Here is a 25372-nt window from a genome sequence, read left to right on the forward strand (position 1 = left end):
TCATCCCTGACTGTTGTTCTCGTGACGGGGCTCGTGGCGTAGCGAGCGCTCGATGGCTTCGCGCAGGACCTGGCGGTCGTCGAAGGGGCGCACCACCCCGGCGATGTCCTGGCCCTGCTCGTGGCCCTTGCCCGCGATCAGCACGGTGTCGGCGGGCCGGGCCCGGGAGACCACCTCGGCGATGGCGGAGGCCCGGTCGGCGTCGACCAGGACATTGCCGCGCTCGTGGATCGGCACTTCGGCGGCGCCGGCGAGCATGGCGGCGAGGATCGCGAGCGGGTCCTCTGAGCGTGGGTTGTCGGAGGTCAGTACGGCGGTGTCGGCGAGCCGGGCGGCCGCGGCGCCCATCGGTCCGCGCTTGGTCTCGTCGCGGTCGCCGCCGCAGCCGAGCACGAGGTGCAGCTTGCCCTCGGTGACCTTGCGCAGAGAGCGCAGAACCGATTCGACGGCGTCGGTCTTGTGCGCGTAGTCGACGACGGCGAGATACGGCTGGCCCGCCTCGACGCGCTCCAGCCGGCCCGGCACTCCCGGCACGGCGGCGATGCCGTCGGCGGCGGTCTGCGGGTCGATCCCGGCGACGGCCAGGGTGACGACGGCGGCCAGGGTGTTGGCGACATTGAACGGGCCGGGCAGCGGCGCCTCGGCGCTGATCCGCTCGCCCTTGGGGCCGACCGCGACGAAGGTGGAGCCGTGCGAGCCGATCTCGACGTGCTCGGCACGCCAGTCGGCGTCCGGGTGGCCCTCCGCGGAGAAGGTCGTGACCGGGACGGACGCCTCGGCGACGAGCCGGCGGCCGTACTCGTCGTCGAAGTTCACCACGCCGGACCTGCTGCGCTTCGGAGTGAAGAGCTGGGCCTTCGCCTGGAAGTAGTCCTCCATCCCGGAGTGGAACTCCATGTGCTCGGGGCTGAGATTGTTGAAGACGGCGACGTCGAACACGCATCCGTCGACTCGGCCGAGCACCAGGGCGTGGCTGGAGACCTCCATGGCCACCGACTCGACGCCGCGTTCCCGCATGACCGCGAAGAGTGCCTGGAGATCGGTGGCCTCCGGAGTGGTGCGCTCCGATTTGATGCGCTCGTCGTCGATCCGCATCTCCACGGTGCCGATCAGGCCGGTGCGGTGGCCCGCGCCGCGCAGTCCGCCTTCCACGAGATAGGCGGTGGTGGTCTTGCCCGAGGTGCCGGTGATGCCGATCTGGAGCAGGTCGGCGCCGGGACGGCCGTAGATCTCGGCCGCGAGCTCGCCCATGACGCCCCGTGGATCGCGGACGACCAGGACGGGCAGTCCGGTGGCCGAGGCCCGTCCGGCGCCCGCCGGGTCCGTGAGGATCGCGGCAGCGCCGAGGCCGGCCGCCTGCGCGGCGAAGTCGGCGCCGTGGAAGCGGGCGCCGGGCAGCGCGGCGTACACGTCTCCGGCACGCACCGCCCGCGAGTCATGGGTGATGCCCGTCACTTCACCGGGGTCCCGCGCCTCCCCGTGTCCCGGTGCCTCGGCGCCCAGCCGGGCGGCCAGCTCCGCGAGGGAGGTCGGTCGGACCCGGTCCGGACGGGGCGTCCCCGGCTGGTTCACTGGGGCGTCCTCAGGGGTGGTTCTGTACTGGTCAGCGTGTGGCACGGCGGTGAGCGTACCGGGGCCGGCGGGCCCCGGGCCACGTGAGACGGACCCGTGCGCGGCGGGCTCTGGGCGGTTCCCGGAATCGGGAGTGATGGTTGTCACTGGGGCTTTCCCTGGGGTCACTCGCCGGGCTTGAAGGTGACCGGCAGCGGGGCGGATTTACTGCCGGTCGGTGCGACCTGCAGGGTCTTGAGAGCGAACTCCATGACCTTCTTGTAGATGGGTCCGCAGATCTGTCCGCCGAAATAGCTGCCCCTGGTGGGGTTCTGGATGGCGCAGTAGACGGTGATCTGCGGGTCGTCGGCGGGTGCGAAGCCCGCGAAGGAAGCGGTGTAGCCCTTGTAGCGGCCCAGGTCCGGATCGACCCGGTTGGCCGTGCCGGTCTTGCCCGCGACGCGGTAGCCGGGGATCCGGGCCTTGGTGCCCGTGCCCTCCTCGTCGCCGACGACCGACTCCAGCATGGTGGCGACCGTCTTCGCGGTCTGCTCGCTGACCACGCGGCTCTGCTTCGGAGCGGGCGCCGGGCTGAAGCGGCCGTCGGGGCCCTTCGTGCCACGGATCAGGCTGGGTTCGATCCGTACGCCGCCGTTGGCGATGGTCGAGTAGACCGAGGCGGCCTGCATGGCGTTGAGGGAGAGTCCCTGGCCGAAGGGGATCGTGTACTGCTGCGAGGTGGACCAGTCCTGCGGCGCGGCGAGGATGCCCCGGGTCTCGCCCGGATAGCCGAGACCGGTCGGGCGGCCGATGCCGAATCTGGTCAGGTACGTGTACAGGACCTTGTTGGCCTCGCGCTGGGTCTTGCCGAGCTGGCCGGTCGCCAGGATGGTGCCGATGTTGCTGGACTTGGCGAGGACACCGTTGAGCGTCAGATACCAGGTGGGGTGGTCGATGTCGTCCTTGAAGAGCCGGTCGCCCCGGTGCAGCCGGTTCGGGACGACGACATGCGTGCCCGGCGTGGCGACCTTCTCCTCCAGCACCGCGGCCATGGACATCACCTTGCTGGTCGAGCCCGGCTCGTACACGTCCTGGAGCGCCGCGTTGCCCATCGCGGCCGCGTTGGCCTGGGAGAGGTCGTTGGGGTCGAAGCCGGGGGCGTTGGCCATGGCGAGGACCTCGCCGGTCCTGGTGTTCTGGACCACCACATAGCCGCGGTCCGCCCTGGACTCCTTCACCTGGTCCGCGATGGCCTGCTGGGCGGCCCACTGGATGTCCCGGTCGATGGTCAGCTCGATGTCCGAGCCGGGCACCGCCGGTGTCTCGTGGGAGCTCGCGGTGGGGACGCGGCGGCCGCCGGACTGCGCGTACGTGACCTCGCCGTCCTTGCCGGCCAGCTCCTTGTCCAGCATGGACTCCACGCCGCCGGCGCCGTGTCCGGCGGCGTTGACGTAACCCAGTATCCCGGCGGCGAGGTCGCCGTTCGGATAGACCCGTCTGCTGCTGGGCTCCTGGAAGACACCCGCCAGCACATTGACACCGGCGCCGCCGGCGGCCTTGTCCTTGCTCGCCTTCCTGGCGAGGACTCCTCTGAGGTCCTTGATCTGGTTCCAGACCTGCGGGGTCTGGCGGCGGGCCAGCACCGTGTAGCGGGATTTGGGAGTCTTGAGTTTGATCACGAGTCCGCCCGCGTCCGCGCCGAGGATCGGGGCGAGCAGCGCGGCGGCCTGTTCCGGCGCGTCCGGGGCCTTGCTGGTGCCGGGCGTGAACATCAGCGGGTCGGCGGTGATGTCGTACGCGTCGACGCTGTCGGCGAGGGCGATCCCGGAGCGGTCGGTGATCTCTCCGCGCTCCGCCGCGATCCGGTGGCTGAGATAGCGGCTCTTCTCCGCCTTGGCGGCGAACGCGCTGGCGTCGACGGCCTGCACCTGGAGCAGCCGGACGACGAACGCGAGCATCACCAGGGTCAGGCCGAGACTGACCAGCCGCAGCCGGGGACGAGGGCTGCCGAGCTGGATCCGGTTCGCGGCGCCTGAGCCGGTACGCGGGCGGCGGGCGGCGGGCCGGGGACGTCCGCCGTTTCCCGGGCGCCCGGGGTGCGGCACCCGGCGGCGCGGCGGTTCCTTGGAGGGCACTGCGTCACCTGCCGGAGATCGTGGGGGCCGGCTTGCCGGATGTCTGTGCGGAGGCGGACGGGGAGACGGGTACCGCGGCGCCGGGCGGGACCGGGAGCGGTGCCGAGGAGGCCGGCAGCGGGACCTGTCCCAGGACGGACGGCTGTACGGAGGGCGGCGCCTCCGCCTTGCCGGGGACGCCCCGGACCGTACCGTCCGGGTTGAGGAAGGCGGGACTGCCGCCGGGCACCATGCCGAGCTCGCGGGCCCGCCGCTGCAGCGCGTACGGCGCGGAGTAGGAGTCGACGTCCCGTTGCAGCTCCTGCTGCTGGTCGGTGAGGTCGGTGGTGCGCTTCTTGAGTTCGCTCAGCCGGAACGATCCCTCGTTGAGGGCGGAGTTCAGCAGCAGCAGAGTGATCAGCCCGCCGCCGAGGAGCAGCACGACCAGCAGGACGAAGGGGGTGCGGGCCGCCGAGCTGGTCCCGGAGGGCATCAGCCGGGCGAGCCGCGCCGCGCGCCCCTTCAACTGCTTGGCCGGTCCGCTCACAGAACGTCCTCCCGGATCCGCTGCGCGCCCCGCAGCCGGGCCGGGGCCGCCCTGCGGTTCTCCGCGACCTCTTCCTCGGTGGGCAGTTCGGCGCCGCGGGTGAGCAGTTTGAGGCGGGGCTGGTAGCGCTCGGGGACGACGGGCAGGCCGGGCGGCGCGGTGTTGGCCGCGCCGGCCGCGAAGACCTGCTTGACCAGCCGGTCCTCCAGCGAGTGGTACGAGAGGACGGCGATCCGGCCGCCGACGGCGAGGGTCTTCACGGCGGCCGGGATCGAGGTCTCCAGGACGGACAGTTCGCCGTTGACCTCGATGCGCAGGGCCTGGAAGGTGCGTTTGGCGGGGTTGCCGCCGGTGCGTTTGGCGGCCTGCGGGAGCGCGTCGCGGATCAGCTCGACAAGCCGGGCGCTGCGGGTGAACGGTTCCTTCTCGCGTTCCTTGACGACCGCGGAGACAATCCGCTTGGCCTGCTTCTCCTCGCCGTACGCGCGCAGGATCCGGACCAGCTCGCCGGGCGGATAGGTGTTGAGGACCTCGGCGGCGCTGACTCCGGCCGTCTGGTCCATCCGCATGTCGAGCGGTGAGTCCTGGGCGTAGGCGAAGCCGCGGTCCGACTCGTCGAGCTGCATCGAGGAGACACCGAGATCGAAGAGCACACCCTGGACCCTGGGGATTCCCAGCCGGGCGAGAACCTCGGGCAGCTCGTCGTACACGGCGTGCACGAGCGTGGCCCGGTCGCCGAACGGGGCGAGCCGCTCGGCGGAGAGCCGCAGCGCCTCCTTGTCGCGGTCGAGCGCGACCAGCCGGGCGGACGGGAAGGCGGTGAGCAGGGCCTCGCTGTGTCCGCCGAGGCCGAGCGTGCAGTCGACGACCACCGCGCCGGGCCGGGCGAGCGCGGGAGCAAGCAGATCCAGACACCGCTGGAGCATCACCGGGACATGCCGGACGTCGTTCATGCCCGCCCCTCGCGAGGACCGCGGCGGCCGTGCGTCGTCGCGGCCGGGCGTCCTCCGGGGTCGCGCCGGACCCGGGAGGACGCACGGCTCTCCATGACTCGGTCGCTGCGCTCGCTCATGCGCCCTCTCAGGTCCGACGCGGCCGTACGTACCGCCGGGTCCCCGCCCGCTCAGAAGGGGAAGTGGTCCGCCGGCGCCGGAAAAGGCGTCGGCCGACCGCCGAGCGGGAGGAGGCCGAGCCGCACGTACGCCGCGCACGCGGGGAAATCGGGATGTGTTCGCGATGTGTCCGTGAACTTCGCGTCACTTTAGTCCACTCGTCCTTCCGGTCAATCAACCGGCCAGCGGGGCGCACGGGTCACGCACGAGGGGGTAACAATCGGCATAGTTCACCCGTTCGGATCCGCACCATTCGCTCATGTGGGTTAGCTCACAACAAGCCACGTTGACGTTCTTTGTCCTGTCCGACAGCGGGCTTCGTCGCCTCATGCCCATTACCGTCATAGGTATGTCGACTTCCGCACACCTCCCCGCAGAGCCCGCCGAGGCCTCCGCCGGCGCGGCCCGTACCGGCGGAACGGTCACCGACCGGCTCATCGAGGCGAACCACCGCTACGCCGCCGGCTTCGGCGACCCGGGAATGGACGCCCGGCCCGTCCTGCAGGTCGCCGTGGTCGCCTGCATGGACGCCCGGCTCGACCTGCACGACGCGCTGGGCCTCGCCCTGGGCGACTGCCACACCATCCGCAACGCGGGCGGTGTGGTCACCGACGACGTCATCCGCTCCCTGACCATCAGCCAGCGGGCGCTCGGCACCCGCAGCATCGTCCTCATCCATCACACCGGCTGCGGCCTGGAGAGCCTCACCGAGGAGTTCCGGCACGAGCTGGAGATGGAGGTGGGACAGCGGCCGGCCTGGGCCGTGGAGGCGTTCCGCGATGTCGATCAGGACGTGCGGCAGTCCATGCGGCGCGTACGAACCTCACCGTTCCTTCCGCACACCGACGATGTCCGCGGGTTCGTCTTCGACGTCAAGACGGGCCTGTTGCGCGAGATCGACGCGGCCCGCTGAGTCCGGGCAGGACCAGAAAAACAGCAAAGCCGACAAATCACACCGACTTATCCACAGGCGAGTGACACGAAGCGGTAACGGCAACAAGAATGCGTCTGTGACAACGCTCCGGAACCATCCGGAGACGGAGTCCGTGTTGGGGTGGGCCGGGCCGTCTGATGAGCGTCGGCCCGCAGAAAGGGCCGAGGAGGGCCGGGTGACGACCTATGACGATCGAGCGAGCCTCACTGATCTGACCACCACAGCGGAGCGTGTGCGCACATCGGTGGAGGGTGTGATCGAGGGCAAGCCTGAGGTCGTACGGCTTTCGCTGACCGTGCTGCTCGCCGAGGGACATCTTCTGATCGAGGATGTCCCCGGCGTGGGCAAGACCATGCTGGCCAAAGCGCTCGCGCGCTCCATCGACTGTTCGGTGCGGCGTATCCAGTTCACTCCCGACCTGCTGCCGTCGGACATCACCGGGGTGTCGATATACGACCAGCAGCGGCGGGACTTCGAGTTCAAACCGGGCGCGATCTTCGCCCAGATCGTGATCGGCGACGAGATCAACCGCGCCTCGCCGAAGACCCAGTCCGCGCTGCTGGAGTCGATGGAGGAGCGCCAGGTCACCATCGACGGCCAGACCTACGAACTGCCCAGCCCCTTCATGGTGGTGGCCACCCAGAACCCGGTGGAGATGGAGGGCACCTACCCGCTGCCGGAGGCGCAGCGCGACCGCTTCATGGCCCGCGTGTCGATCGGCTATCCGAGCGCGGAGGCCGAGTTGCAGATGCTGGACGTGCACGGCGGGATCTCCCCGCTGGACGACCTGCAGCCGGTGGCCCACGCGCACGACATAGTGAAGCTGATCGACGCGGTGCGTATGGTCCATGTCGCGCAATCCGTCCGGCGGTACGCCGTCGAGCTGGTCGGAGCGACCCGTAACCATCCCGATCTCAGACTCGGTGCGTCGCCGCGCGCGACGCTCCATCTGCTGCGCGCCGCGAAGGCCTCCGCGGCGCTGAGCGGCCGGGACTACGCGCTGCCCGACGACGTACAGGCCCTGGCGCCGGCGGTGCTGGCGCACCGGCTGCTGCCCACGGCCCAGGCGCAGCTCAACCGCCGCACCGCCGAACAGGTCGTGCTGGAGATCCTCCAGCGCGTTCCCGTGCCCACCGGCGAAGCGGGCCAGGCCGCGGGCCGTCCCGCTCCCGGCGGCCAGCTCTACGGCCAGCGGCCCGGCGGCCGGCGGCTGTGACGGCTCCCGGCGGGCCTGCCGTCCCGGGCGGCGAGGACCGGGGCGGGCTGCGGGCCGCGCTGTCCGGACTGACCACGCGCGGCCGGTCGTTCCTCGCGGCGGGGATCGCCGCGGCGGTGTGCGCCTATGTCCTCGGCCAGTCGGATCTGCTGCATGTGGGGTTCCTGCTGGCGCTGCTGCCGCTGATCTGTGTGACGGTCCTGAGCCATACGCGCTACCGGGTCGCGGGCAGCCGGCGGCTGTCGCCCTCCCAGGTGCCGGCCGGCTCCGAGGCCCGGGTCCAGCTCCGGCTGGACAACGTCACACGGATGCCCACCGGGCTGCTGATGCTCCAGGACCATGTGCCGTACGTGCTCGGTCCGCGGCCCCGGTTCGTGCTGGACCGGGTGGAGGCGGGCGGCCGCCGCGAGGTGGCGTACCGGGTCCGCTCGGACCTGCGCGGCCGCTATCCGCTGGGCCCTCTCCAGCTACGGCTGACCGACCCCTTCGGGATGTGCGAGCTGACCCGCTCGTTCAGCGCGTACGACACTCTGACCGTCGTCCCGCGGACCGAACCGCTGCCGCCGGTGCGGCTCGTGGGCGAGTCCTCGGGATACGGCGACGGGCGGCAGCGCTCGCTGTCGCAGGCCGGTGAGGACGATGTGATTCCTCGCGGCTACCGCCACGGCGATGATCTGCGCCGGGTGCACTGGCGCTCCACCGCCCGCTACGGCGAGCTGATGGTGCGCCGCGAGGAGCAGCCGCAGCGGGCCGGGTGCACCGTACTGCTGGACACGCGGCGCATCGCCTACCAGGGCGCGGGACCGGACTCCGCCTTCGAATGGGCGGTCTCCGGCGCGGCCTCCGCGCTGGTGCACATGCTGGAACGGGGCTATGCCGTAAGGCTGTTGACGGATACGGGCCGCTCGGTGCCCGGCGAGGGAGCCGACGGCTTCGCCGGGGCGACCCAGGACTCCGCCGACTCGGCCGGGCTGTTGATGGACACGCTCGCGGTCGTCGACCACTCCGACGGTGCGGGTCTGTCCCGTTCGTACGACGTCCTGCGCGGCGGCACCGAGGGGCTGCTGGTGGCCTTCCTCGGCGATCTGGACGAGGAACAGACCGCGGTGGCGGCCCGTATGCGGCAGCGCAGCGGCGCCGCCGTCGCCTTTGTGCTCGACAGCGACGGCTGGGCGCAGGGCGCCCAGCCCGGCGCCCGCGCGGAGGAACGGCTGCGGCAGCTACGGGAGGCGGGCTGGACGGCCCTCGCCGTGAGCTCGGGCGCCGCGCTGCCCGAGCTGTGGCAGCACGCCGCGCGGCAGAGTTCCGAATCGTCCGTCGCCGGCGGCACGACAGGCTTCTCCGGAGGATGGTCATGAGCGGTCGTGGAAGGGTGGCGCTGTGCGCCTTCGCCGCCACGCTGATGGCGGCGGGTGCCCTGCTGCCGCTCGTCAGCCCCGCGACCTGGCTCGTCCAGGCCGCGATCATGGTCGCGGTCATGAGCGGAGTGGGCGCACTGGCCCGGCGGGTGCCGCTGGCCCGGACGCTGACCGTGGTGCTCCAGGCCGTCGCGGCTCTGCTGATGCTCACCGTGACCTTCGGCGGTGACCGGGCCATCTTCGGCATCCTGCCCACGCCCGGAGTCTTCGAGGAGTTCGGCGCACTGCTGACGGCGGGCGGCGAAGACGTCGGACAGTACGCGATACCGGCGCCCGCGACCGACGGCATCAGGCTGATGCTGATCGGCGGCGTTCTGCTCATCGGGCTCGCGGTGGACGCTCTCGCGGTGACCTTCCGCAGCGCGGCCCCGGCCGGACTGCCGCTGCTCGCGCTCTACTCGGTCGCCGCGGGGCTCTCCGGCGGCGAGCAGTCCTGGCTGTGGTTCCCGCTGGCGGGCGCCGGTTATCTGCTGCTGCTCCTGGCCGAGAGCCGGGACCGGCTCTCGCAGTGGGGCCGGGTCTTCGGTGGCGCGCCACGTGCGCCGGGCCGGGTCTCCGCGGGTCTCGGCACGGGCGGCGGCGCCACGGTCGCTCCGGTCCGTACCGGACGCCGGATCGGTGTGCTGGCGCTCGGGATCGCTCTGGCGGTGCCGGCCGTCCTGCCGGACCTGGAGGGCGGGCTGCTGGCCGGCGCGGGCAGCGGGAGCGGCCCGGGAGTGGGCCGCGGCGGCGGGGTGAAGGCGGTGAACCCGCTGGTCTCGCTCAAGGACGATCTGAACCAGGCCGAGGACCGCGAGGCACTGCGCTACAGGACCAACGCGGAGGACGCCGGCAATCTGTATCTGCGGATCATGGCCCTGGACAGATTCGACGGGACGACCTGGCGGTCCACGCAGCGCGCTGTCGAGGACGTGCCCGAGCGGCTGCCCGATGTTCCGGGTCTGCGGCCCGACGTGAGCACCACCGAGATATCCACCATGATCTCGGCCGCCGGGTGGTACGAGCAGACCTATCTGCCGATGCCCTATCCGGCGACCGAGGTGAGGATAGCCGGACGCTGGCGCTTCGAGCCCACGGGCCGGACGCTGGGAGGCGACCGCGGCGTGACGACCCGTGGCGCGCAGTACCAGGTCGACAGCCTGGCGGTGAATCCGACCCGGCAGCAGCTCGCCTCGGCGCCACAGGCCCCGGCCGCCCTGCTCCGTGAGTACACGCGGGTGCCGGCCGTACTGCCGGCCGTGGTGAAGTCGACCGCACTCAAGATCACGGCGGGCTCGGCGAACGATTACGAGAAGGCCGTCAAGCTGCAGGACTGGTTCGCGGTGGACGGCGGTTTCACCTACGACACGCAGGTGGAGTCGGGCACCGGGGTCGCGGCGATCACCCGCTTTCTGGAGGACAAGGAGGGCTTCTGCGTCCACTTCTCCTTCGCGATGGCCTCGATGGCCCGCACGCTGGGGATACCGGCGCGGGTGGCCGTGGGCTTCGCGCCCGGCACCGCGCTGCCGGACGGCAGCGTGTCCGTCGGGCTGCGCGACGCGCACGCCTGGCCTGAGCTGTACTTCGAGGGCGTGGGCTGGACCCGGTTCGAGCCGACCCCGAGCCGGGGCAGCGCTCCCGACTACACACTCCCGGAGGCTCCGGCGGGCTCGCCGAGTGATCCGCTGCAGCCAGAGGCCGGCACCTCCGCCACGCCTTCGGCGGCGCCCTCCGCTTCGGAGAGCTGCCCGGAGCAGGAGAGGCGGCTGGGCGGTTGCGGTGCGGCCGCGCCCGGTGAGGTGGTGCCGCCCGCGGACTCGGGCTTCTCGCTGGGGTCCTGGCTGCTCGGCGCGCTGGTCGTCTCAGTGGTGGCGCTGCTGCTGATGGTGCCGCTGCTGCCGATGTTCCTCCGGATCAGGGTCCGCGCGCGGCGGCTGGGCTCCGGCGGCCGTACGACCGCGGACGCCGTGGCGAGGACGCTCGAAGCGTGGCGGGAAATCATCGATACGGCGTGGGATCTCGGGATCCCACCGGACGATTCTCTGACGCCGCGGAGGGTCGCGGTCCGGATCGTGGAGCTGGGCCGGCTGACGGGACCGGCGGCCGAGGCGGTGCACCGGGTCGCCGGGTCCGTGGAGCAGGTGCTGTACGCGTCTCGGCCACAGCCGGGGACGGGTCTCGTCGATGACCTCCAGCGGGCCCGGGAGGGGCTGCGGGCCGCGGCCGGGCGCGGGACGCGGCTACGCGCACTTCTCCTGCCGCGCTCGTCCATACGGGTGGTCTGGGCCGTCTCGGAACGCTGGACGGCGTTCCTCTCCGGCTGGGAGGTCCACCGCCTCCGGCTCGCCCGGCGGATGCCCGTGCTCCGTCGGCGGCCCTCCCACGAGCAGGGCTGACCCGGCGCCGACGGGCCGGGCCCGGGAGCGCGTCGGCCGGCCCGAGCGGCCCTGGCCGAAACCGCGCGAAACGGCTGAGGGGCGAACGCATCGCGCGTTCGCCCCTCAGCCGTTTCGCCGGTCGAAGTCGCTCTGCCGGCGGTGTCGTTCCACCGGCGGAGCCGCTCTGCCGAAAGCGGAAAACCTCAGCGGCTCACTGGCCCTGTTCGTCGCGGCGACGCTGCCACCGCTGCTCGATCCGGTCCATCATCGAGCGTCGCTGTCTGGGTCGTCGTCGGCCCGCCGGAGCACCGCCGGCCGCCTGTTGCTCGCCTGGTTTGGGCGCTTTGCGCCAGCCGGTGACCGCGAGGACCGCACAGCCGAGCATGACGAGGAACCCCACCACGCTGATCCAGATCTGCTGGGCGACCATTCCGGCCATGAGGAGCGCGATACCCACCAGGAAGCCTGCGACTGCCTGATAGACCCGTCGCCGGGTGTAGGTACGCAGCCCGCTTCCCTCAAGCGCTGTCGCGAACTTGGGATCTTCGGCGTACAGCGCTCGCTCCATTTGCTCGAGCATTCGCTGCTCGTGCTCCGAGAGCGGCACGGAGTCCTCCTAGTCGTCGGTCGCGGGGGGCGACCGGTATGCGGCCCCTTCAAGGATAGGCAGGGAATCGCCCCCGTGAAACCCGCCCTCAACGCCATTTCGCTGTTCCGGGCCGCCATATCGGCTCAGCCGCTGAGGCGTTGATTCCCCAACAACCGATCCGTCATGCCGGATGGCGTACCCCGATCATACGGCGCCCGGCGCGTCCCCGGGGGGCCCGAGGCGCACTCCATGCGCCGCTGCGTCGCTGATCAGCCATGCGATCAGCGCTGAGGACCGCACCGGACGGCGTCCGGTCAGTCCCGCTTCTCGCCCAGGACGTGCAACTGAGTGGCGACGGAGTGGAAAGCCGGCAGCTCGGCGGCTGCCGCTTCCAGCTTCAGCAGCGCCTCCAGAGCACCGGGCTGGGTGTCCACCAGACCTCCGGGAACCAGGTCCGCGAAGACCCGTACGCCGTGTACGGCCGCGATCCGGAGGCCGGCCGCGCCGACCAGATCAGTGAGCTGCTCGGCGGTGAAGCGCCGGGGCACCGGATCGCCTTCGCCCCAGCGTCCCGCCGGGTCCGTGAGCGCCCGCCGGGCCTCGGTGAAGTGTCCGGCGAGCGCCCTGGCCAGCACGGCGCCGCCGAGGCCCGCCGCGAGCAGGCTCAGCGCACCGGCCGGGCGGAGTGCGTCCACGGCGTTCCGTACGCCTTCGGCCGGGTCGTCCACATACTCCAGGACACCGTGGCACAGCACCGCGTCAAAGCCGCCGCGGTCGACCACGTCGAAGAGGCCGTGGATATCACCCTGGACGCCCCGGACCCGCTCGGCCACTCCGGCCTCGGCGGCCCGGCGCTCCAGCGCGAAGAGCGCGTTGGGGCTGGGGTCGACCACGGTGACCCGATGGCCCAGACGGGCGACGGGCACCGCGAAATTGCCGGTGCCTCCTCCGGTGTCGAGCACATCCAGGGCGTCCGACCCCGCGGCCTTGACCCGGCGGTCGAGGGCGTCCTTGAGGACCTCCCACACCACGGCGGTCCGGAGCGGGCCGCGAGGGCGCGATGGCGTCTCCCCACCGAAGGCGGGGGAAGGGTCCGACACGGCAGTTGACTCCTCGGCGCGGCGCCGCCCTGGCGGCGGGGCGTGAACGGTGCGGGCTCCGCCCACCCTATTGCCTCGGCCGTGCGTCCCGGTCACCCAGCGGCGCCCTCCTGACGCGGCTGCCCGGCCCTGGGCAGGGGCAGCACCGGGTCGAGCACCAGCAGCCGCTCCACCAGGCGGAGGAACATGGCCGCGTCGCGCAGCAGATCGTCGGCGTCGCGGCGGCCGGCCGCGCCGCGTATCCCCGCTTCGGCCCGCGCCCTGCGCGCGGCGCCCGAGGCGAAGAGGGCGCTCCATTCGGACAGCTCGGGCGCGATCTCGGGAAGGACCTCCCAGGCACTTCTGATGCGGCGGCGCTTCTGCGGCGTGGTCTCCGGGCGCCCGCGGGCGGCGAGAACAGCGGCGGCGGTGCGCAGAGCGGCGAGATGGGCGGTGGCGTAGCGCTCGTTCGGAGCGTCCAGGGTGGCGGCCTCGTCGAGCCCGGTACGGGCCTGGGCGAGCAGGTCGAGGGCGGCGGGCGGCGCCGTGGCCCTGCGCTGGACGGGATGGACATCGCTCGGCGGTCCGGTCAGTGAGGGGGCAGGGCCGCCGGTACGGCGTCGGCGCGGTGCGCCGGCGTGGGAGCTGGCCATGACGAACCTCCTGTCGTCGCGTGACGGCGCTGTGGCCGTATGTGTCCATCCTGAAGGGCGCCACTGACAATCGGTCCTGACCTGCGCTTTTGCTTCGCAACTCCGTTCGGAGTAGCTTTTGCACTGACTGGTCAGTACAGAGACATGAGGAGAGCGTATGAAAAGCCGGGAGGACGGAAGCGAGGCCGGGGCCACCGCGGACCGGGCCACGCGCGGCGCGGCCCTCACCGCCGAGGACTTCGGGCTCAAGGGCCCGCGCGGCTGGGCGTTCCGCCATGTCCGGATCGACGCCGGACCCGGCGCGCTGATCGCGGTCGAGGGACCTTCGGGCTCCGGCCGTACCTGTCTCCTGCTGGCGCTCACCGGCCGGATGCGCCCCACCGAGGGCCATGCCGAGGTCGACGGCCTGCCTCTGCGGCGCGGTCGCGGCCTGGCCGCCGTACGCCGTATCAGCGCTCTCGGCCCGGTCCCCGGTGTCAGCGATCTCGATCCGGCCCTGACCGTCGCCGAGCATCTGCGCGAGCGTGTGTCGCTGCGAAGGCGGTTCGACGGACCGGTGCCGACCCTGCTGCGGCCCCGCGCCGAGCGGGCCGCCGGGACACGCGGCCTTATCGGCTCCGCGCTGGAGGCCGCCGGTCTCGACATGTCGGCCCTGCCGAAGGGCGAGCGCACTCCGGTGCGCGACCTGGAGCGGCTGGAGGCGCTGCGCCTCTCGGTGGCCCTCGCGCTGATCGGCCGGCCCCGGCTGCTCGCGGTGGACGATCTGGACCTCAAGCTCTCCGACGCCGGCCGCGCCGAGGCATGGAAGCTGCTGCGGTCCGTCGCCGCGGGCGGTGTCACCGTCCTCGCCGTGTGCGGCCGGGCGCCCGGGGACGCGGACGTCGTCGTCCGTACGGAAGACCGGTCCGAGCGGTCCGAGACGGACGGCACGCGGAACGAGAGGAGGACGGCCGATGCGTTCGCCGGGACTCGCCGCGCTTGAGCTGAAGCGGTTCGGCAGGGGAAAGCTGCCGCGCGCCGCGCTGGTCGCGGTGACGCTGCTGCCGTTGCTGTACGGCGCGCTGTATCTCTGGTCCTTCTGGGATCCGTACGGACGGCTCGACCGGATACCCGTCGCGCTCGTCAACGACGACAGAGGCGCCTTCGCCGCGGGCCGGAAGATCTCGGCGGGCGACGAGATCACCCGTGGCCTGCGCGACAGCGAGGTCTTCGCCTGGCACGAGGTGAGCGCGGCCGAGGCCCGCCGGGGTGTGGAGGACGGCTCGTTCTATCTCTCCCTGACCATGCCCGCCGATCTGAGCGAGCGGATCGCCTCCAGCTCGGGCGACGCGCCCGAGACCGGTGCGCTCCAGGTGCGGACCAACGACGCCAACAACTACATCGTGGGCCAGCTCTCCCGGACGGTGTTCTCCGAGGTGCGCACCGCCGCCTCGACGAACGCCTCCCGCTCCTTCCTCGACCGGATCTTCATCTCGTTCTCCGGTATCCATGACTCCACCGAGCGGGCGGCCAAGGGCGCCGACCAGCTCAGGAGCGGTATCAGCCGGGCGCAGAAGGGATCCGAGGATCTCGCCGACGGCCTGCGGACCGCCAAGGACGGCAGCGGCGAGCTCGCCGGCGGACTGCGGAAACTCAACAAGGGAGCGGGCGACCTGGAGACCGGTGCCCAGCAGGTCGCCGACGGGACCCAGTCGCTCGCCGACAAGGTCAACGGCGTGGCGGACGACGTCCGTCCGTATCTGCGGGACAACGGAAAGACCATCGCCGAGTCGGCGCGGCTGGTCGCGGACTCCGCCCAGGCCGTACGGGACAACCTCGGCGTCCTCGTGAAGGCCGCGCCCGCCGCCGCGACCGGTGCCCGTCAGGCATCCGCCGAGCTGGACGGCGTCTACCGGACACGCTGCGAGGAACAGCCCGTCCCGGACACCGCCGTCTGCCCGCCGCTCCAGCGGGCCAGGACCGCCGCCGCCGATGTGGCCGTCGTCGCCGACGACCTCAACACCCTGGTGCGCGACGACCACGGCGATCTGAAAAGCCTGGACGGCCGTCTCGCCACGCTGCGCGAGCAGGCGCAGGCGCTGGCCGAACACGCTCCGCGGCTGGACGAGGATCTGGAAGGCGCCGTCACCAAGATCAACGCGCTCAACACCGGTGCCTGGGACGTCGCCCAGGGCGCGGACCGGCTGCACACCGGGATCGCCGGCGCCAAGAAGGGCGCCTCCGCACTCGACACCGGAGTCGGCGAGCTCAAGTCCGGCGCGGACACCCTCGACGGAGGCATCTTCGCACTCGCCGACGGATCGGCCGAACTGGCCGGAGGCCTCAGCGACGGCGTCGCCAAGATCCCGGACTACGACAAGGAGGACCGCGACCGGCGGACCGAAGTGATGGCCGACCCCGTCCAGCTCGCTTCGCGGTCACTGCATCCCGCGCCCAACTACGGCACCGGTTTCGCCCCGTACTTCATTCCTCTCTCCCTCTGGGTCGGCGCGATGGTGGCGTACATGCTGATCCAGCCGCTGAACCGGCGCGCTCTCGCCGTCGGCGCCGCCGCCCGGCGGATCGCCCTGGCGGGCTGGCTGCCCGTCGCCGCGATCGGACTGCTCCAGGCCGGCGCACTGCTCTCCGTACTGCACTGGGCGATCGGTCTGGAGATGGCGCACGCCGCCGGAACGGCCGCTTTCCTGATACTGGTCACCTGTTGTTTCGCCGCGATCGTGCAGTGGCTCAACGCCTGTTTCGGAGCGGCGGGCCGGATTCTCGTACTGGCGCTGCTGATGCTCCAGCTCACCTCGGCCGGCGGCACCTATCCCGTACAGACCAGCCCGGGCTTCTTCGGCGCCATCCACCCCTTCCTGCCGATGAGTTATGTGGTCGAGGCGCTGCGCAGGCTCATCACCGGCGGCGGACTCGGCCCGGTCTGGGGGGCCTGCGGCGTGCTCGCCGCCTTCACCGCGGGCGCGCTGGTCCTGACCACCGTGTCCGCCCGGCGCAAGCAGGTATGGACCTTCGACCGGCTCCATCCCGAGCTGAGCCTGTGACCGGACATGAGCCGCGGACCTGTGAGAATCGTCGCCATGGACAGCAGCAGCACCCGCCGCCGGGCCACCCGCCAGAAGCTCTACGAGGCAGCCGTCACGCTCATCGCCGAACAGGGCTTCTCGGCGACGACGGTGGACGAGATCGCCGAGCGCGCCGGGGTCGCCAAGGGCACGGTCTACTACAACTTCAAGAGCAAGACCGAGCTGTTCGAGGAGCTGCTCCGGCACGGCGTCGGGCTGCTCACCTCCTCCCTGCGGACCGCGGCCGACGGGACCGCGGAGCGCGGCGGCAGCCGGGTCGAGGCGCTGGACGCGATGATCAGGGCCGGGCTGGTCTTCATCGACCGCTATCCGGCCTTCACCCAGCTCTATGTCGCCGAACTCTGGCGCACCAACCGGGCCTGGCAGTCGACACTGCTGGTGGTACGTCAGGAAGCCGTCGCGGTCGTCGAGTCGGTCCTCAGAGGCGCTGTCGAGGGCGGTGAGCTGAGCGACGAGATCGACATTCCGCTGACGGCGGCGGCACTGGTCGGGATGGTGCTGGTGGCGGCCCTGGACTGGCAGGCGTTCCAGCCGGAGCGGTCGCTCGACGAGGTGCACGCGGCGCTCTCGCGACTGCTGCACGGCCGGGTCGGCGGTCGCTGACGCCGGCCCGCGCGGCACACAAGCGCGCCGGTCCGGTGTGACTCGGATCTCCTGAGTCACATCGGACCGGCGCCTCCCGCGTGGTACCCCGTACCCGTTTGCGCGCGATGCCGGAGAGCCCGCTTCCCCGTGATCCCCCGTGGTCGCTGGGCTCTCCGTCGCGCACCCCCGTTCCGTCAGGGGAGCCGCGCCGTTCCGCCGCCCCGTGCCGGCGGTACCGGCGCCGCGCCCCTTCCGTGGTCTCCACTCTTCCGTCGATACGGACGGCGCCCCATCCGCGTCCCTACTCATCTCCGCCACTAGGTACGGGTACTCAGGCCACCGCGCTCGCCGCCGCCGGGCGGCCGGCACGGCGGCCCGGTCCCGGCGTCGCGGGGGGCGTCACGAGCGCGCCGGGACGGCGGATAAGGTCACTGACATGGCACGGATTGCGGTGATCGGCGCCGGGATGGGCGCCATGGCGGCGGCCGCCCGGCTGGCCGTGGCAGGCCGGCGCGTGACGGTGTACGAGCGCTCGGCGACCTATGGCGGATCGGTGGGCCGGTTCGAGCGGGACGGCTTCGTTTTCGACACCGGGCCCGGTCTGCTGCATCTTCCCGCCGTCTACCGCGATCTGTTCGTCAAGACCGGCCGGGAGTCCCTGGAGGAGAGCGTCCGGCTCGACCAGGTCGACCCGGCGAGCCGGCATGTCTTCGCCGACGGCACCGATGTCCTGCTGCCGAACGCGTCGCGCGCCGGTGTGGTCTCCGCCCTGGACGCGGCACTGGGCGCGGGCGCCGGCGAGCGCTGGGGCGCGTTCCTCGGCCGGGCCCGGGACGCCTGGGACCGCTCGCGCCGGCCGCTGCTCGAAGAGCCACTGTGGGCCGACTGGCGGACGCTCGGCCGCGATCCGTATCCGGCACCACGGCAGCGGCGGCTGCTGCGCGGTGCCCGCCAGGCGGCCACGGTCGGCGAGATCGGCGCCTGGGAACTGGCGGATCCGCGACTCGTCGCTCTGCTCGACGGATACGCCCTGTCGTACGGACTCGATCCGCGCCACGCTCCGGCGAGCGCCGCTCTGTTGCCCTATCTGGAGCAGACCTTCGGAAGCTGGTATGTCCGCGGCGGCATGCGGGAGTTGGCGCGCGCGGTGTACGAACGGTGCCTGGCCCGGCGGGTGGAGTTCGTGTTCGGGGCCGAGGTGACCCGGATCGCCGAGAAGGACGGCGCGGCCGTGGGCGTCGAGCTGGCGGACGGCACGGTCGCGGCGGCCGACCAGGTGGTGGCGGGCGTCTCTCCGGCACACCTCGTGGAGCGGGACCTCTGGAGCGACGGCGACGTACGGCCGCGGCCGGCCGCGTCCGCTCCGGTGCCCGGACGGTTCACGCTGCTGCTGGCGCTGCGCGGCACGCGGGACGCGGACGCCGCGCACCGGACGGTGGTGCACTCACCCGACGGCGGCGCCGAGGCCGCCGAGGTCTTCGGAGGCCGGACGGCCGAGCGGCCGACGGTCACGGTGCTGCGGCCCGACGACCCGGAGGCACACCCCGAGGGCCATGAGGCGGTCACGGTCACCGCGACCGTCGCCCCGCACGGCCCGGTCGACTGGTCCGCCGCGGCGCCGCGCGAGAGGTACGCGGAGGTGCTGCTGGCCGCCGCCGAGGCGGCCGTGCCGGAGCTGAGGAAACGGCTGATCCGGTGCGAGATCCGTACGCCCGCCGACACCGCGGCGCGAACAGGAGCCGAGGGCGGCTCGGTGCCCGCTCCCGCGCTGGCCGGAGCGGACGGCCGGATGCTGTATCCGGCGAACACCACGCGACTGTCCGGACTTTATCTCGCGGGAGGCTGGGCGCATCCGGGCGGCGGGCTCGCACACGCCGGTATGTCGGGCTCGCTGGTCGCCGGACTGATCGTCGAGGGAGCCGGTTTCCGCGGCTCACAGTGAGCCGCGGTGCGCTGACGGTATGTCAGTAGCGGTACTGCTGGTCGTTGTAGCCGGGGTCGTAGTCGTAACGCTGGGGCTGTTCCTGCGGTATCGGCGGGCTCTGCTCCCCGTCGCGCTGCTGCGGGACCCAGACCCCGCCGGGCGGTGTCTCGGCGCCGTACTGCTGGCCGCCGTACGGGTCGGCGTACTGCTGCCCGCCGTCGTACGAGCCGTACTCCTGGCCGCCGTTGGCCGAGCCGACATACGGATCGGAGTAGGCGGCGTACTGCTGCTGGCCGTTTCCGTAGTCGTACTGATTCGCGTAGCCGTCCTGGGCCGCGTACGCGTCCTGGCCCTGGTACGTGTGCTGACCGGAGTGGTAGGCGTCCTGGCTCGCGTAGGCGTCCTGCGCCGCGTAGGTCTCCCGGCCCGCCTGCTCCTCGTAGCCGGGATAGGCGTGGTAGCCGGCGTTGCCGTATTCGTCCTGGCGGGGCGGCTGACTCGGCTCGTGGGGCGCGTCGTTGTACACGCCGTACTGCCCGGTGTCGTCGGGCAGCGGCTCCGGTTCGTACACCGAGGCGGGCTGCGCGGCCGGAGCCGCCGGCTCGTACTCCAGGTCCGAGACCTCAAGGCTGGGCTCACGCTCGGCGGCCGGACCGCTCCCGGCCCTGCGGCGCCGGCTGGCTCCCGGGCTGCCGCCGATCGCCCAGCCCGTCGAGAAGCCGCGGCGGAAGGACAGCGTCACATAGGTCTGGCCGGCCGCGAACGCGATCGCGCCCAGCGCGATGACGAAGACGGAGGGCATCAGGACACCGAGCACCACGCACATGAACCCGGCGAAGGCGAGCAACCGCCAGCGCAGCCGCGCCTTGTACTGCAACAGCACCTCGCCGAGCAGCCACAGCGCCACGATGCCGAATGCGATGTAGAGGACCGTCCAGCCCATGCCCGCCCCTCTCCTGCGGCCACCGCCCCGGGACAGGGCGGATACGGCCGGTCACGACTGCTCGTGCAGTCCGAGATTCTCGTAGATTTCGAGCGTCGCCGTGGAGTTGTTGAGTGTAATGAAGTGCAGCCCGGGCACACCCTCGGCGAGCAGCCCCGCGCAGAACTCCGTCGCGAACTCGATGCCAATGGAGCGTACAGCGACGGGATCCTCCTTGACGGAGAGGATCCGCTCTTTCAACTCGGCCGGAAACACCGCGGTGCTGAGCTGCGGCAGCCGCTCCAGCATTCTGACGCTGGTGACCGGCATGATCTCGGGAATGATCGGTGTCGCGCAACCGGCGGCCGCCACTCGGTCGCGCAGCCGCAGATATCCCTCGGGATCGAAGAACATCTGAGTGATGGCGTAGTCGGCACCGGCATGGCATTTGTCCACGAAGTGCCGGATATCGGAGTCCCAGTCCGCCGAACGCGGGTGCATCTCGGGGAAGGCCGCCACACCGACACAGAAGTCTCCCGACTCCTTGATGAGCCGGACCAGTTCGGCGGCGTAGCGCACGCCACGCGGATGCTCGATCCACTCGCCCATCGGGTCACCGGGCGGGTCGCCGCGGACGGCGAGGATATTGCGGATCCCGGCGTCGGCGTACTGCCCGACCATATTGCGCAGTTCGGCGACGGACTGGCCGACGGCCGTGAGATGCGCGACCGGGGTCAGCGTGGTGTCGGCGGCGATCTGCTCGGTGGCCTTGACCGTGCCCGCCCGGGTGGAGCCGCCCGCGCCGTAGGTCACGGAGACGAAGCTCGGCGCCACCGCCTCGACCCGGCGCAGCGCGTTCCAGAGGTTCCGCTCGCCCTTCTCGGTCTTGGGCGCCCAGAACTCGAACGAGAACGTGGTTTTACCGGTCGCGAGCAGATCACGCACAGTAGGCGCGTGATCCGATCTGGTCGAAGCTGTGCCAAGGGCCATATCCGAAGGCTATCGAGGGCATCACCGTCTCCCAACTGAACAAGGAACATTTGCCGGGATTGTCGGTTAACTGTCCACGCCTCGGATGCCTGCCGGATCCCTGGAGGACACCATCGCGAACCGCCGGACACCCGCCGTGACAACACGGTCCGGACGCGTCACCCGGCGCGTTCCGCCACCCGCTTGGCCAGGGCCGCGGTCGCCTCGGCCGGGTCGTCGGCCTCGGTGATCGCCCGTACGACGACGATGCGGCGGGCGCCGGCGTCCAGCACCTGGTCGAGATTGCCCGCGTCGATCCCTCCGATCGCGAACCACGGACGCTCGCCGGCCCGCGCGGCCGCGTACCGCACCAGGCCGAGACCCGGCGCGTGACGGCCCGGCTTGGTCGGAGTGGGCCAGCACGGGCCGACACAGAAGTAGTCCACACCGGGCTCCGCGGCCGCCGCGTCCACCTCGGCCTCCGCATGAGTGGAGCGGCCGATCAGCGGTGTGTCCCCGAGGATCGCGCGGGCCGCCGGGACGGGCAGGTCGCCCTGGCCCAGATGCAGGACGTCGGCCCCGATGGCGTGCGCGACGTCCGCGCGGTCGTTCACGGCGAGAAGCGCTCCGTGGCGGCGGCAGGCGTCCGCGAAGACCTGGAGGTGTTCCAGCTCCTCGGCCGCCTCCATGCCCTTGTCACGCAACTGCACGATGTCCACGCCGGACGCGAGCACCGCGTCGAGGAACTCCGGGAGATCCGCCTGCCTCTTGCGGGCGTCCGTGCACAGATAGATCCGGGCGGCGGACAGCGGTGCGTGAGCCGCGGATATGGCCGTGGACATGTCGTGTTCCCCCGTTGGGTCGGCGGTGTGCGGCGGCGCCATGACCGCGCGCGGTCATCACGGGGCGCCGCACACCGCGGGTGATGAGGTCGTCAGACGGCGAGCGCCTGGGCCCGGCGCTTCACCTCCGTGCCGCGATTCTCGCTGAGCGCCTGCGCGGGCGTGCCCGGCAGGGTCGGGTCGGGGGTGAAGAGCCATTCGAGCATCTCTTCGTCGGTGAAACTGTCGTCCCTCAGCAGCGTCAGAGTGCCGGCGAGGCCCTTGACGACCTTGCCGCCGTCAATGAAGGCGGCCGGCACCTGAAGCGTCCTGTTCTCACCGCGGCGCACGGCGATCAGCTGGCCTTCCTTGACCAACTGCCGCACACGCGTCACCTCGACATCGAGCATTTCCGCGATGTCGGGCAGGTGGAGCCAGGCGGGGACGAGAGCATCGATCTTTACGTCAATCTCGGTCACAGGACAAGCGTGCCATCCCGGACTGACAGACGGTAGCCGAGGCACCCAGTCGTGGCCGTCCGGGCCCGGCGACGGGAGCCGCCAGGGCCGCCGGAAGCCGGGACGACAGCGTCAGAGAACGGCTTTCCGCAGCGGTACGGAGGCGTCCGCGGCCCGCGCCGGATCCAGCCGTGCGCCCGCCTCGATCAGCTTGCGGCCCTGTGCCAGGTCCCGGGGTCTGCCGACGGCGAGCAGCGCGACCAGCACCCCGTCCCGCAGCCACACCACCGACCAGGCGGCCTCCGCGGGATCGCCGCGCCACACCAGCGTGCCGGCGGAGGCCGACCGCTCGGTGGTGTGGCCCGCGTACTGCACGAACCGGCCGAACTGCTCGGACCAGAAGTACGGCACGGGATCGTAGATCCGCTCGCTCTCGCCGACGATCTGGGCCGCGACCGTCCGCGGCCCCTGGAGCGCGTTGTCCCAGTGGTGCACGAGCAGTCGCTCGCCGTAACGGGCGGAAGGGAAGGAGGCACAGTCGCCCACGGCGTACACATCCGGCAGCGAGGCACGCAGCCGCTCGTCGGCCGTGACCGATCCGTCCGGTCCGAGGTCGATACCGGAGCCGCCCAGCCAGTCCGTCGCGGGCCGCGCTCCGATGCCCACGACCACCGCGCCGGCGCTCAGCCGCCGGCCGTCCGCGAGAACCACCGCTCCGGGCTCGACCCCGGCCACGCGCGCGTTCGTCAGCAGTTCGGCGCCGCTCTCCGCGTACCAGCCGGCCATGGGAGCGGCGACCTCGGCCGGCAGAGCGCCCGCGAGCGGCCGGTCCGCGGCCTCGACGACCGTCACCGCGCACCCGGCCTCGCGGGCCGCCGTGGCGAACTCCGCGCCGATCCAGCCCGCGCCGACCACCACGATCTCGTGCTGCCGGGCCAGCACCGGACGCAGCCGCTCCGCGTCGTCCAGCGTGCGCAGCAGATGTACACCGGGCACGCCCTCGGCACCGGGCAGCCTGATCGGCTCCGCGCCGGTGGCGACGACCAGCACGTCGTACGGGACGGGACCGGCGGCCGTGTCGATCTCCCGTTCGGCGGCGCGCAGTCCGGTCACTTCGAGTCCGAGCCGCAGCTCGACGGAGAACGCCGCGAAATCGATGTCGAAGGCGGAGCTGTCCGCCTTGCCCAGCAGCAGGGCCTTGGAGAGCGGCGGCCGGTCGTACGGCGGATGCGATTCGGCTCCGATCAGAGTGACCGGTCCGCGATAGCCCTTTTCCCGCAGCGCCACGGCGGTCTGCACCCCGGCCATGCCGGCGCCGACAATGACCACGCGCGGCTCTCCCGCCGGTCCATCGTCCGCGTGCGTCCGCTCCAGGGCTTCCCGCTGCTGCTCACTCACCTGATCACCTTAGAGCCCGATCGCCCGGGCGAGGACGAGTCCGTCCAGCGAACGGGACACGGTGACCGCTCCCTTACTGAGCGAGGGGACGGGGCGTTAGTCTGGATCGGACACTACCTCGCGGGAGCCTGGACGCACCGGGCTGAGAGGGAGGCTGAGACGGCCTCCGACCGTACGAACCTGATCCGGGTCATGCCGGCGAAGGGAGGGGCTGGACGCCCATGCAGTCGTCTCACGAGAAACCCGGCACCAGCGGTACGGGCTCCGATGTGCTGGTCGTCGGAGGCGGGATCATCGGTCTGGTCACGGCCTGGCGGGCGGCGCAGCGCGGGCTGCGTACCGCCGTGGCGGATCCCGATCCCGGCGGCGGAGCCGCGCGGGTCGCGGCGGGCATGCTCGCGGCCGTCACCGAACTCCACTACGGCGAGCAGACCTTGCTCGCTCTCAATCTCGCCTCCGCCGCGCGCTATCCGGACTTCGTCGCCGAACTGGAGGCGGTGAGCGGCCAGGACACCGGCTACCGCGCCTGCGGTGCGCTCTCCGTGGCGCTCGACGCCGACGACCGGACCCAGCTCCGCGAGCTGCACGCCTTCCAGCGGCGCTCGGGGCTCACGTCCGAGTGGCTCACGGGCCGCGAGTGCCGGCGCCTGGAGCCGATGCTCGCGCCGGGCGTGCGCGGCGGTCTGCGGGTGGACGGCGACCATCAGATCGATCCGCGCCGGCTGGCGGCGGCCCTGGTGACGGCGTGCGAACGGGCCGGAGTGGTCTTCCACCGCTGCTGGGCCGAGCGGCTCCGGGTCGAAGGCGACCGCGCCACCGGCGCCGTCCTCGCCGACGGCCGCGCGCTCAGCGCGGACCAGACCGTCCTGGCGGGCGGCAGCCTCAGCGGAAAGCTCGACGGAGTGCCGGAAGACGTCCTGCCGCCGGTACGTCCGGTCAAGGGCCAGGTCCTGCGGCTGACGGTGCCCCGCGCGTACGCGCCGTTCCTGTCCCGGACGGTACGGGCGGTGGTGCGCGGAAGCCATGTCTATCTGGTCCCGCGCGAGAACGGCGAACTGGTCGTCGGCGCCACCAGCGAAGAACTGGGCTGGGACACCTCGGTGACCGCGGGCGGTGTGTACGAACTGCTGCGGGACGCCCATGAACTGGTCCCCGGCATCACCGAACTGCCGCTCACCGAGACCCTCGCCGGGCTGCGCCCCGGATCGCCGGACAACGCGCCGCTGCTCGGTCCCACCGCGCTGCCGGGCCTGCACCTGGCCACCGGCCATTACCGCAACGGTGTTCTGCTCACGCCCATCACCGGCGATGTCATGGCCACCGTACTGACCACGGGCGAACTCCCCACGGAGGCCCGCCCGTTCACTCCTCGGCGCTTCTCCACCGCCGCGTCCGTACGTCAGGAGCAGCCCGCATGACCCGTACGAACCCAGACATCGTCAACGTGTCCGTGAACGGCGAGCCGCGCGAGCTGGCGGCGGCCACCACGCTCGACATCCTGGTGGCGGCCCTCACTCCCGCGCCTTCCGGCGTCGCCGCCGCCGTCAACGAGACGGTCGTCCCGCGCACCCGCTGGTCCGGCACCCTGCTCGGCGACGGCGACCGGGTGGAAGTGCTCACCGCCGTCCAAGGAGGCTGACCA

22 protein-coding genes and 1 riboswitch are annotated in these 25372 nt (G+C 71.9%); of the genes, 10 read left to right on the forward strand and 12 right to left on the reverse strand.

Translation table 11 applies throughout. The annotated features are described in order from the left end of the window. Genes PV679_RS19860 through rsmH form a run of 4 tightly spaced genes read right to left on the reverse strand, consistent with a single transcriptional unit; the run spans nt 1 to nt 5165 of the window. Nucleotides 1-1719 (reverse strand): UDP-N-acetylmuramoyl-L-alanyl-D-glutamate--2,6-diaminopimelate ligase, encoded by a 1719-nt coding sequence (locus PV679_RS19860; RefSeq protein WP_416069753.1) that lies wholly within the window; start codon nt 1717-1719, stop codon nt 1-3. 17 nt (nt 1720-1736) lie between these two features. Continuing rightward, nucleotides 1737-3686 carry a penicillin-binding protein 2 gene (locus PV679_RS19865; protein WP_319681659.1) on the reverse strand — a complete coding sequence of 650 codons (1950 nt, stop codon included), beginning with the start codon at nt 3684-3686 and terminating at the stop codon, nt 1737-1739. 4 nt (nt 3687-3690) lie between these two features. Then, complete coding sequence (locus tag PV679_RS19870; protein WP_319681660.1) at nt 3691-4212, reverse strand: cell division protein FtsL; 522 nt, start codon at nt 4210-4212, stop codon at nt 3691-3693. Next, nucleotides 4209-5165, reverse strand: a complete 957-nt coding sequence (gene rsmH / locus PV679_RS19875) for a 16S rRNA (cytosine(1402)-N(4))-methyltransferase RsmH (RefSeq protein ID WP_319681661.1) — start codon at nt 5163-5165, stop codon at nt 4209-4211. The genes PV679_RS19870 and rsmH overlap by 4 nt, the downstream gene beginning before the upstream one ends. A gap of 487 nt (nt 5166-5652) precedes the next feature. Here rsmH and PV679_RS19880 point away from each other — a divergent pair, with 487 nt between their 5' ends. From PV679_RS19880 to PV679_RS19895, 4 genes are all read left to right on the forward strand, one after another. Further along, nucleotides 5653-6237, forward strand: a complete 585-nt coding sequence (locus PV679_RS19880; RefSeq protein ID WP_416069754.1) for a beta-class carbonic anhydrase — start codon at nt 5653-5655, stop codon at nt 6235-6237. Nucleotides 6238-6433: 196 nt separating this feature from the next. Beyond that, nucleotides 6434-7474, forward strand: a complete 1041-nt coding sequence (locus tag PV679_RS19885; RefSeq protein ID WP_319681663.1) for a MoxR family ATPase — start codon at nt 6434-6436, stop codon at nt 7472-7474. Continuing rightward, nucleotides 7471-8832 (forward strand): DUF58 domain-containing protein, encoded by a 1362-nt coding sequence (locus tag PV679_RS19890; protein ID WP_319681664.1) that lies wholly within the window; start codon nt 7471-7473, stop codon nt 8830-8832. The genes PV679_RS19885 and PV679_RS19890 overlap by 4 nt, the downstream gene beginning before the upstream one ends. Next, a complete protein-coding gene (locus PV679_RS19895; protein ID WP_319681665.1) occupies nt 8829-11267 on the forward strand; it encodes a DUF3488 and DUF4129 domain-containing transglutaminase family protein in 2439 nt (812 codons plus the stop codon). The genes PV679_RS19890 and PV679_RS19895 overlap by 4 nt, the downstream gene beginning before the upstream one ends. 193 nt (nt 11268-11460) lie before the next feature. Here the strand turns inward: PV679_RS19895 and PV679_RS19900 are convergent, their stop codons facing one another. The 3 genes from PV679_RS19900 to PV679_RS19910 form a co-directional block, all read right to left on the reverse strand. Further along, a complete protein-coding gene (locus PV679_RS19900; protein WP_319681666.1) occupies nt 11461-11856 on the reverse strand; it encodes a DUF3040 domain-containing protein in 396 nt (131 codons plus the stop codon). Between the two features lie 296 nt (nt 11857-12152). Then, complete coding sequence (locus PV679_RS19905; protein WP_319681667.1) at nt 12153-12938, reverse strand: methyltransferase; 786 nt, start codon at nt 12936-12938, stop codon at nt 12153-12155. A 92-nt stretch (nt 12939-13030) separates the two neighbouring features. Next, complete coding sequence (locus tag PV679_RS19910) at nt 13031-13570, reverse strand: SAV_6107 family HEPN domain-containing protein (protein ID WP_319681668.1); 540 nt, start codon at nt 13568-13570, stop codon at nt 13031-13033. Between the two features lie 157 nt (nt 13571-13727). Between PV679_RS19910 and PV679_RS19915 the strand changes: the two genes are divergently transcribed. The 4 genes from PV679_RS19915 to PV679_RS19930 all read left to right on the forward strand — a co-directional run bounded on the left by PV679_RS19915 (nt 13728) and on the right by PV679_RS19930 (nt 19180). Further along, a complete protein-coding gene (locus PV679_RS19915; protein WP_319681669.1) occupies nt 13728-14552 on the forward strand; it encodes an ATP-binding cassette domain-containing protein in 825 nt (274 codons plus the stop codon). After that, nucleotides 14524-16611 carry a YhgE/Pip domain-containing protein gene (locus PV679_RS19920; protein WP_319681670.1) on the forward strand — a complete coding sequence of 696 codons (2088 nt, stop codon included), beginning with the start codon at nt 14524-14526 and terminating at the stop codon, nt 16609-16611. Before PV679_RS19915 ends, PV679_RS19920 begins: the two co-directional genes overlap by 29 nt. A gap of 36 nt (nt 16612-16647) precedes the next feature. Continuing rightward, entirely contained in the window at nt 16648-17256 is a 609-nt protein-coding gene (locus PV679_RS19925; RefSeq protein ID WP_319681671.1) for a TetR/AcrR family transcriptional regulator, read from the forward strand. A gap of 418 nt (nt 17257-17674) precedes the next feature. Beyond that, nucleotides 17675-19180: an NAD(P)/FAD-dependent oxidoreductase gene (locus PV679_RS19930; RefSeq protein WP_319681672.1), complete on the forward strand. Its 1506-nt coding sequence runs from the start codon at nt 17675-17677 to the stop codon at nt 19178-19180. Nucleotides 19181-19202: 22 nt separating this feature from the next. Here the strand turns inward: PV679_RS19930 and PV679_RS19935 are convergent, their stop codons facing one another. From PV679_RS19935 to PV679_RS19955, 5 genes are all read right to left on the reverse strand, one after another. Beyond that, the gene (locus tag PV679_RS19935) at nt 19203-20105 is read right to left on the reverse strand and encodes a hypothetical protein (RefSeq protein ID WP_319681673.1); all 903 of its coding nucleotides are present in this window, start codon (nt 20103-20105) and stop codon (nt 19203-19205) included. A 51-nt stretch (nt 20106-20156) separates the two neighbouring features. After that, the gene (metF, locus tag PV679_RS19940; protein WP_319681674.1) at nt 20157-21074 is read right to left on the reverse strand and encodes a methylenetetrahydrofolate reductase [NAD(P)H]; all 918 of its coding nucleotides are present in this window, start codon (nt 21072-21074) and stop codon (nt 20157-20159) included. Between the two features lie 158 nt (nt 21075-21232). Beyond that, the gene (gene thiE / locus PV679_RS19945; RefSeq protein WP_319681675.1) at nt 21233-21895 is read right to left on the reverse strand and encodes a thiamine phosphate synthase; all 663 of its coding nucleotides are present in this window, start codon (nt 21893-21895) and stop codon (nt 21233-21235) included. A gap of 92 nt (nt 21896-21987) precedes the next feature. Beyond that, nucleotides 21988-22353, reverse strand: coding sequence for an Rv2175c family DNA-binding protein (locus tag PV679_RS19950; RefSeq protein WP_319681676.1), 366 nt, complete (start codon nt 22351-22353; stop codon nt 21988-21990). A 111-nt stretch (nt 22354-22464) separates the two neighbouring features. Beyond that, on the reverse strand, nt 22465-23730 hold the full coding sequence (locus PV679_RS19955) for an NAD(P)/FAD-dependent oxidoreductase (protein ID WP_416069755.1): 1266 nt from the start codon (nt 23728-23730) through the stop codon (nt 22465-22467). 110 nt (nt 23731-23840) lie between these two features. Beyond that, a riboswitch (TPP riboswitch) is annotated at nt 23841-23954 on the forward strand. On the opposite strand from PV679_RS19955, the gene thiO reads away from it, so the two are divergent. Together thiO and thiS are read left to right on the forward strand one after the other, a co-directional pair. After that, nucleotides 23952-25148, forward strand: coding sequence for a glycine oxidase ThiO (thiO, locus tag PV679_RS19960; RefSeq protein WP_319681677.1), 1197 nt, complete (start codon nt 23952-23954; stop codon nt 25146-25148). Its footprint overlaps the riboswitch before it by 3 nt. Further along, complete coding sequence (thiS, locus tag PV679_RS19965) at nt 25145-25369, forward strand: sulfur carrier protein ThiS (protein WP_319681678.1); 225 nt, start codon at nt 25145-25147, stop codon at nt 25367-25369. The genes thiO and thiS overlap by 4 nt, the downstream gene beginning before the upstream one ends. The last annotated feature ends 3 nt before the right edge of the window (nt 25370-25372 follow it).

This window comes from Streptomyces sp. AK02-01A, from assembly GCF_033795305.1.
Taxonomy (GTDB): Bacteria; Actinomycetota; Actinomycetes; order Streptomycetales; family Streptomycetaceae; genus Streptomyces.

Excerpts from the sequence above, each read along its gene's own strand:
- PV679_RS19930 (WP_319681672.1), top strand. The coding sequence starts at position 17,675 with ATGGCACGGATTGCGGTGATCGGCGCCGGGATGGGCGCCATGGCGGCG.
- PV679_RS19910 (WP_319681668.1), bottom strand. The coding sequence starts at position 13,570 with ATGGCCAGCTCCCACGCCGGCGCACCGCGCCGACGCCGTACCGGCGGC.
- PV679_RS19920 (WP_319681670.1), top strand. The coding sequence starts at position 14,524 with ATGCGTTCGCCGGGACTCGCCGCGCTTGAGCTGAAGCGGTTCGGCAGG.
- thiO (WP_319681677.1), top strand. The coding sequence starts at position 23,952 with ATGCAGTCGTCTCACGAGAAACCCGGCACCAGCGGTACGGGCTCCGAT.
- PV679_RS19895 (WP_319681665.1), top strand. The coding sequence starts at position 8,829 with ATGAGCGGTCGTGGAAGGGTGGCGCTGTGCGCCTTCGCCGCCACGCTG.
- PV679_RS19915 (WP_319681669.1), top strand. The coding sequence starts at position 13,728 with ATGAAAAGCCGGGAGGACGGAAGCGAGGCCGGGGCCACCGCGGACCGG.
- rsmH (WP_319681661.1), bottom strand. The coding sequence starts at position 5,165 with ATGAACGACGTCCGGCATGTCCCGGTGATGCTCCAGCGGTGTCTGGAT.
- PV679_RS19935 (WP_319681673.1), bottom strand. The coding sequence starts at position 20,105 with ATGGGCTGGACGGTCCTCTACATCGCATTCGGCATCGTGGCGCTGTGG.
- PV679_RS19925 (WP_319681671.1), top strand. The coding sequence starts at position 16,648 with ATGGACAGCAGCAGCACCCGCCGCCGGGCCACCCGCCAGAAGCTCTAC.
- thiS (WP_319681678.1), top strand. The coding sequence starts at position 25,145 with ATGACCCGTACGAACCCAGACATCGTCAACGTGTCCGTGAACGGCGAG.
- thiE (WP_319681675.1), bottom strand. The coding sequence starts at position 21,895 with ATGTCCACGGCCATATCCGCGGCTCACGCACCGCTGTCCGCCGCCCGG.
- metF (WP_319681674.1), bottom strand. The coding sequence starts at position 21,074 with ATGGCCCTTGGCACAGCTTCGACCAGATCGGATCACGCGCCTACTGTG.
- PV679_RS19880 (WP_416069754.1), top strand. The coding sequence starts at position 5,653 with ATGCCCATTACCGTCATAGGTATGTCGACTTCCGCACACCTCCCCGCA.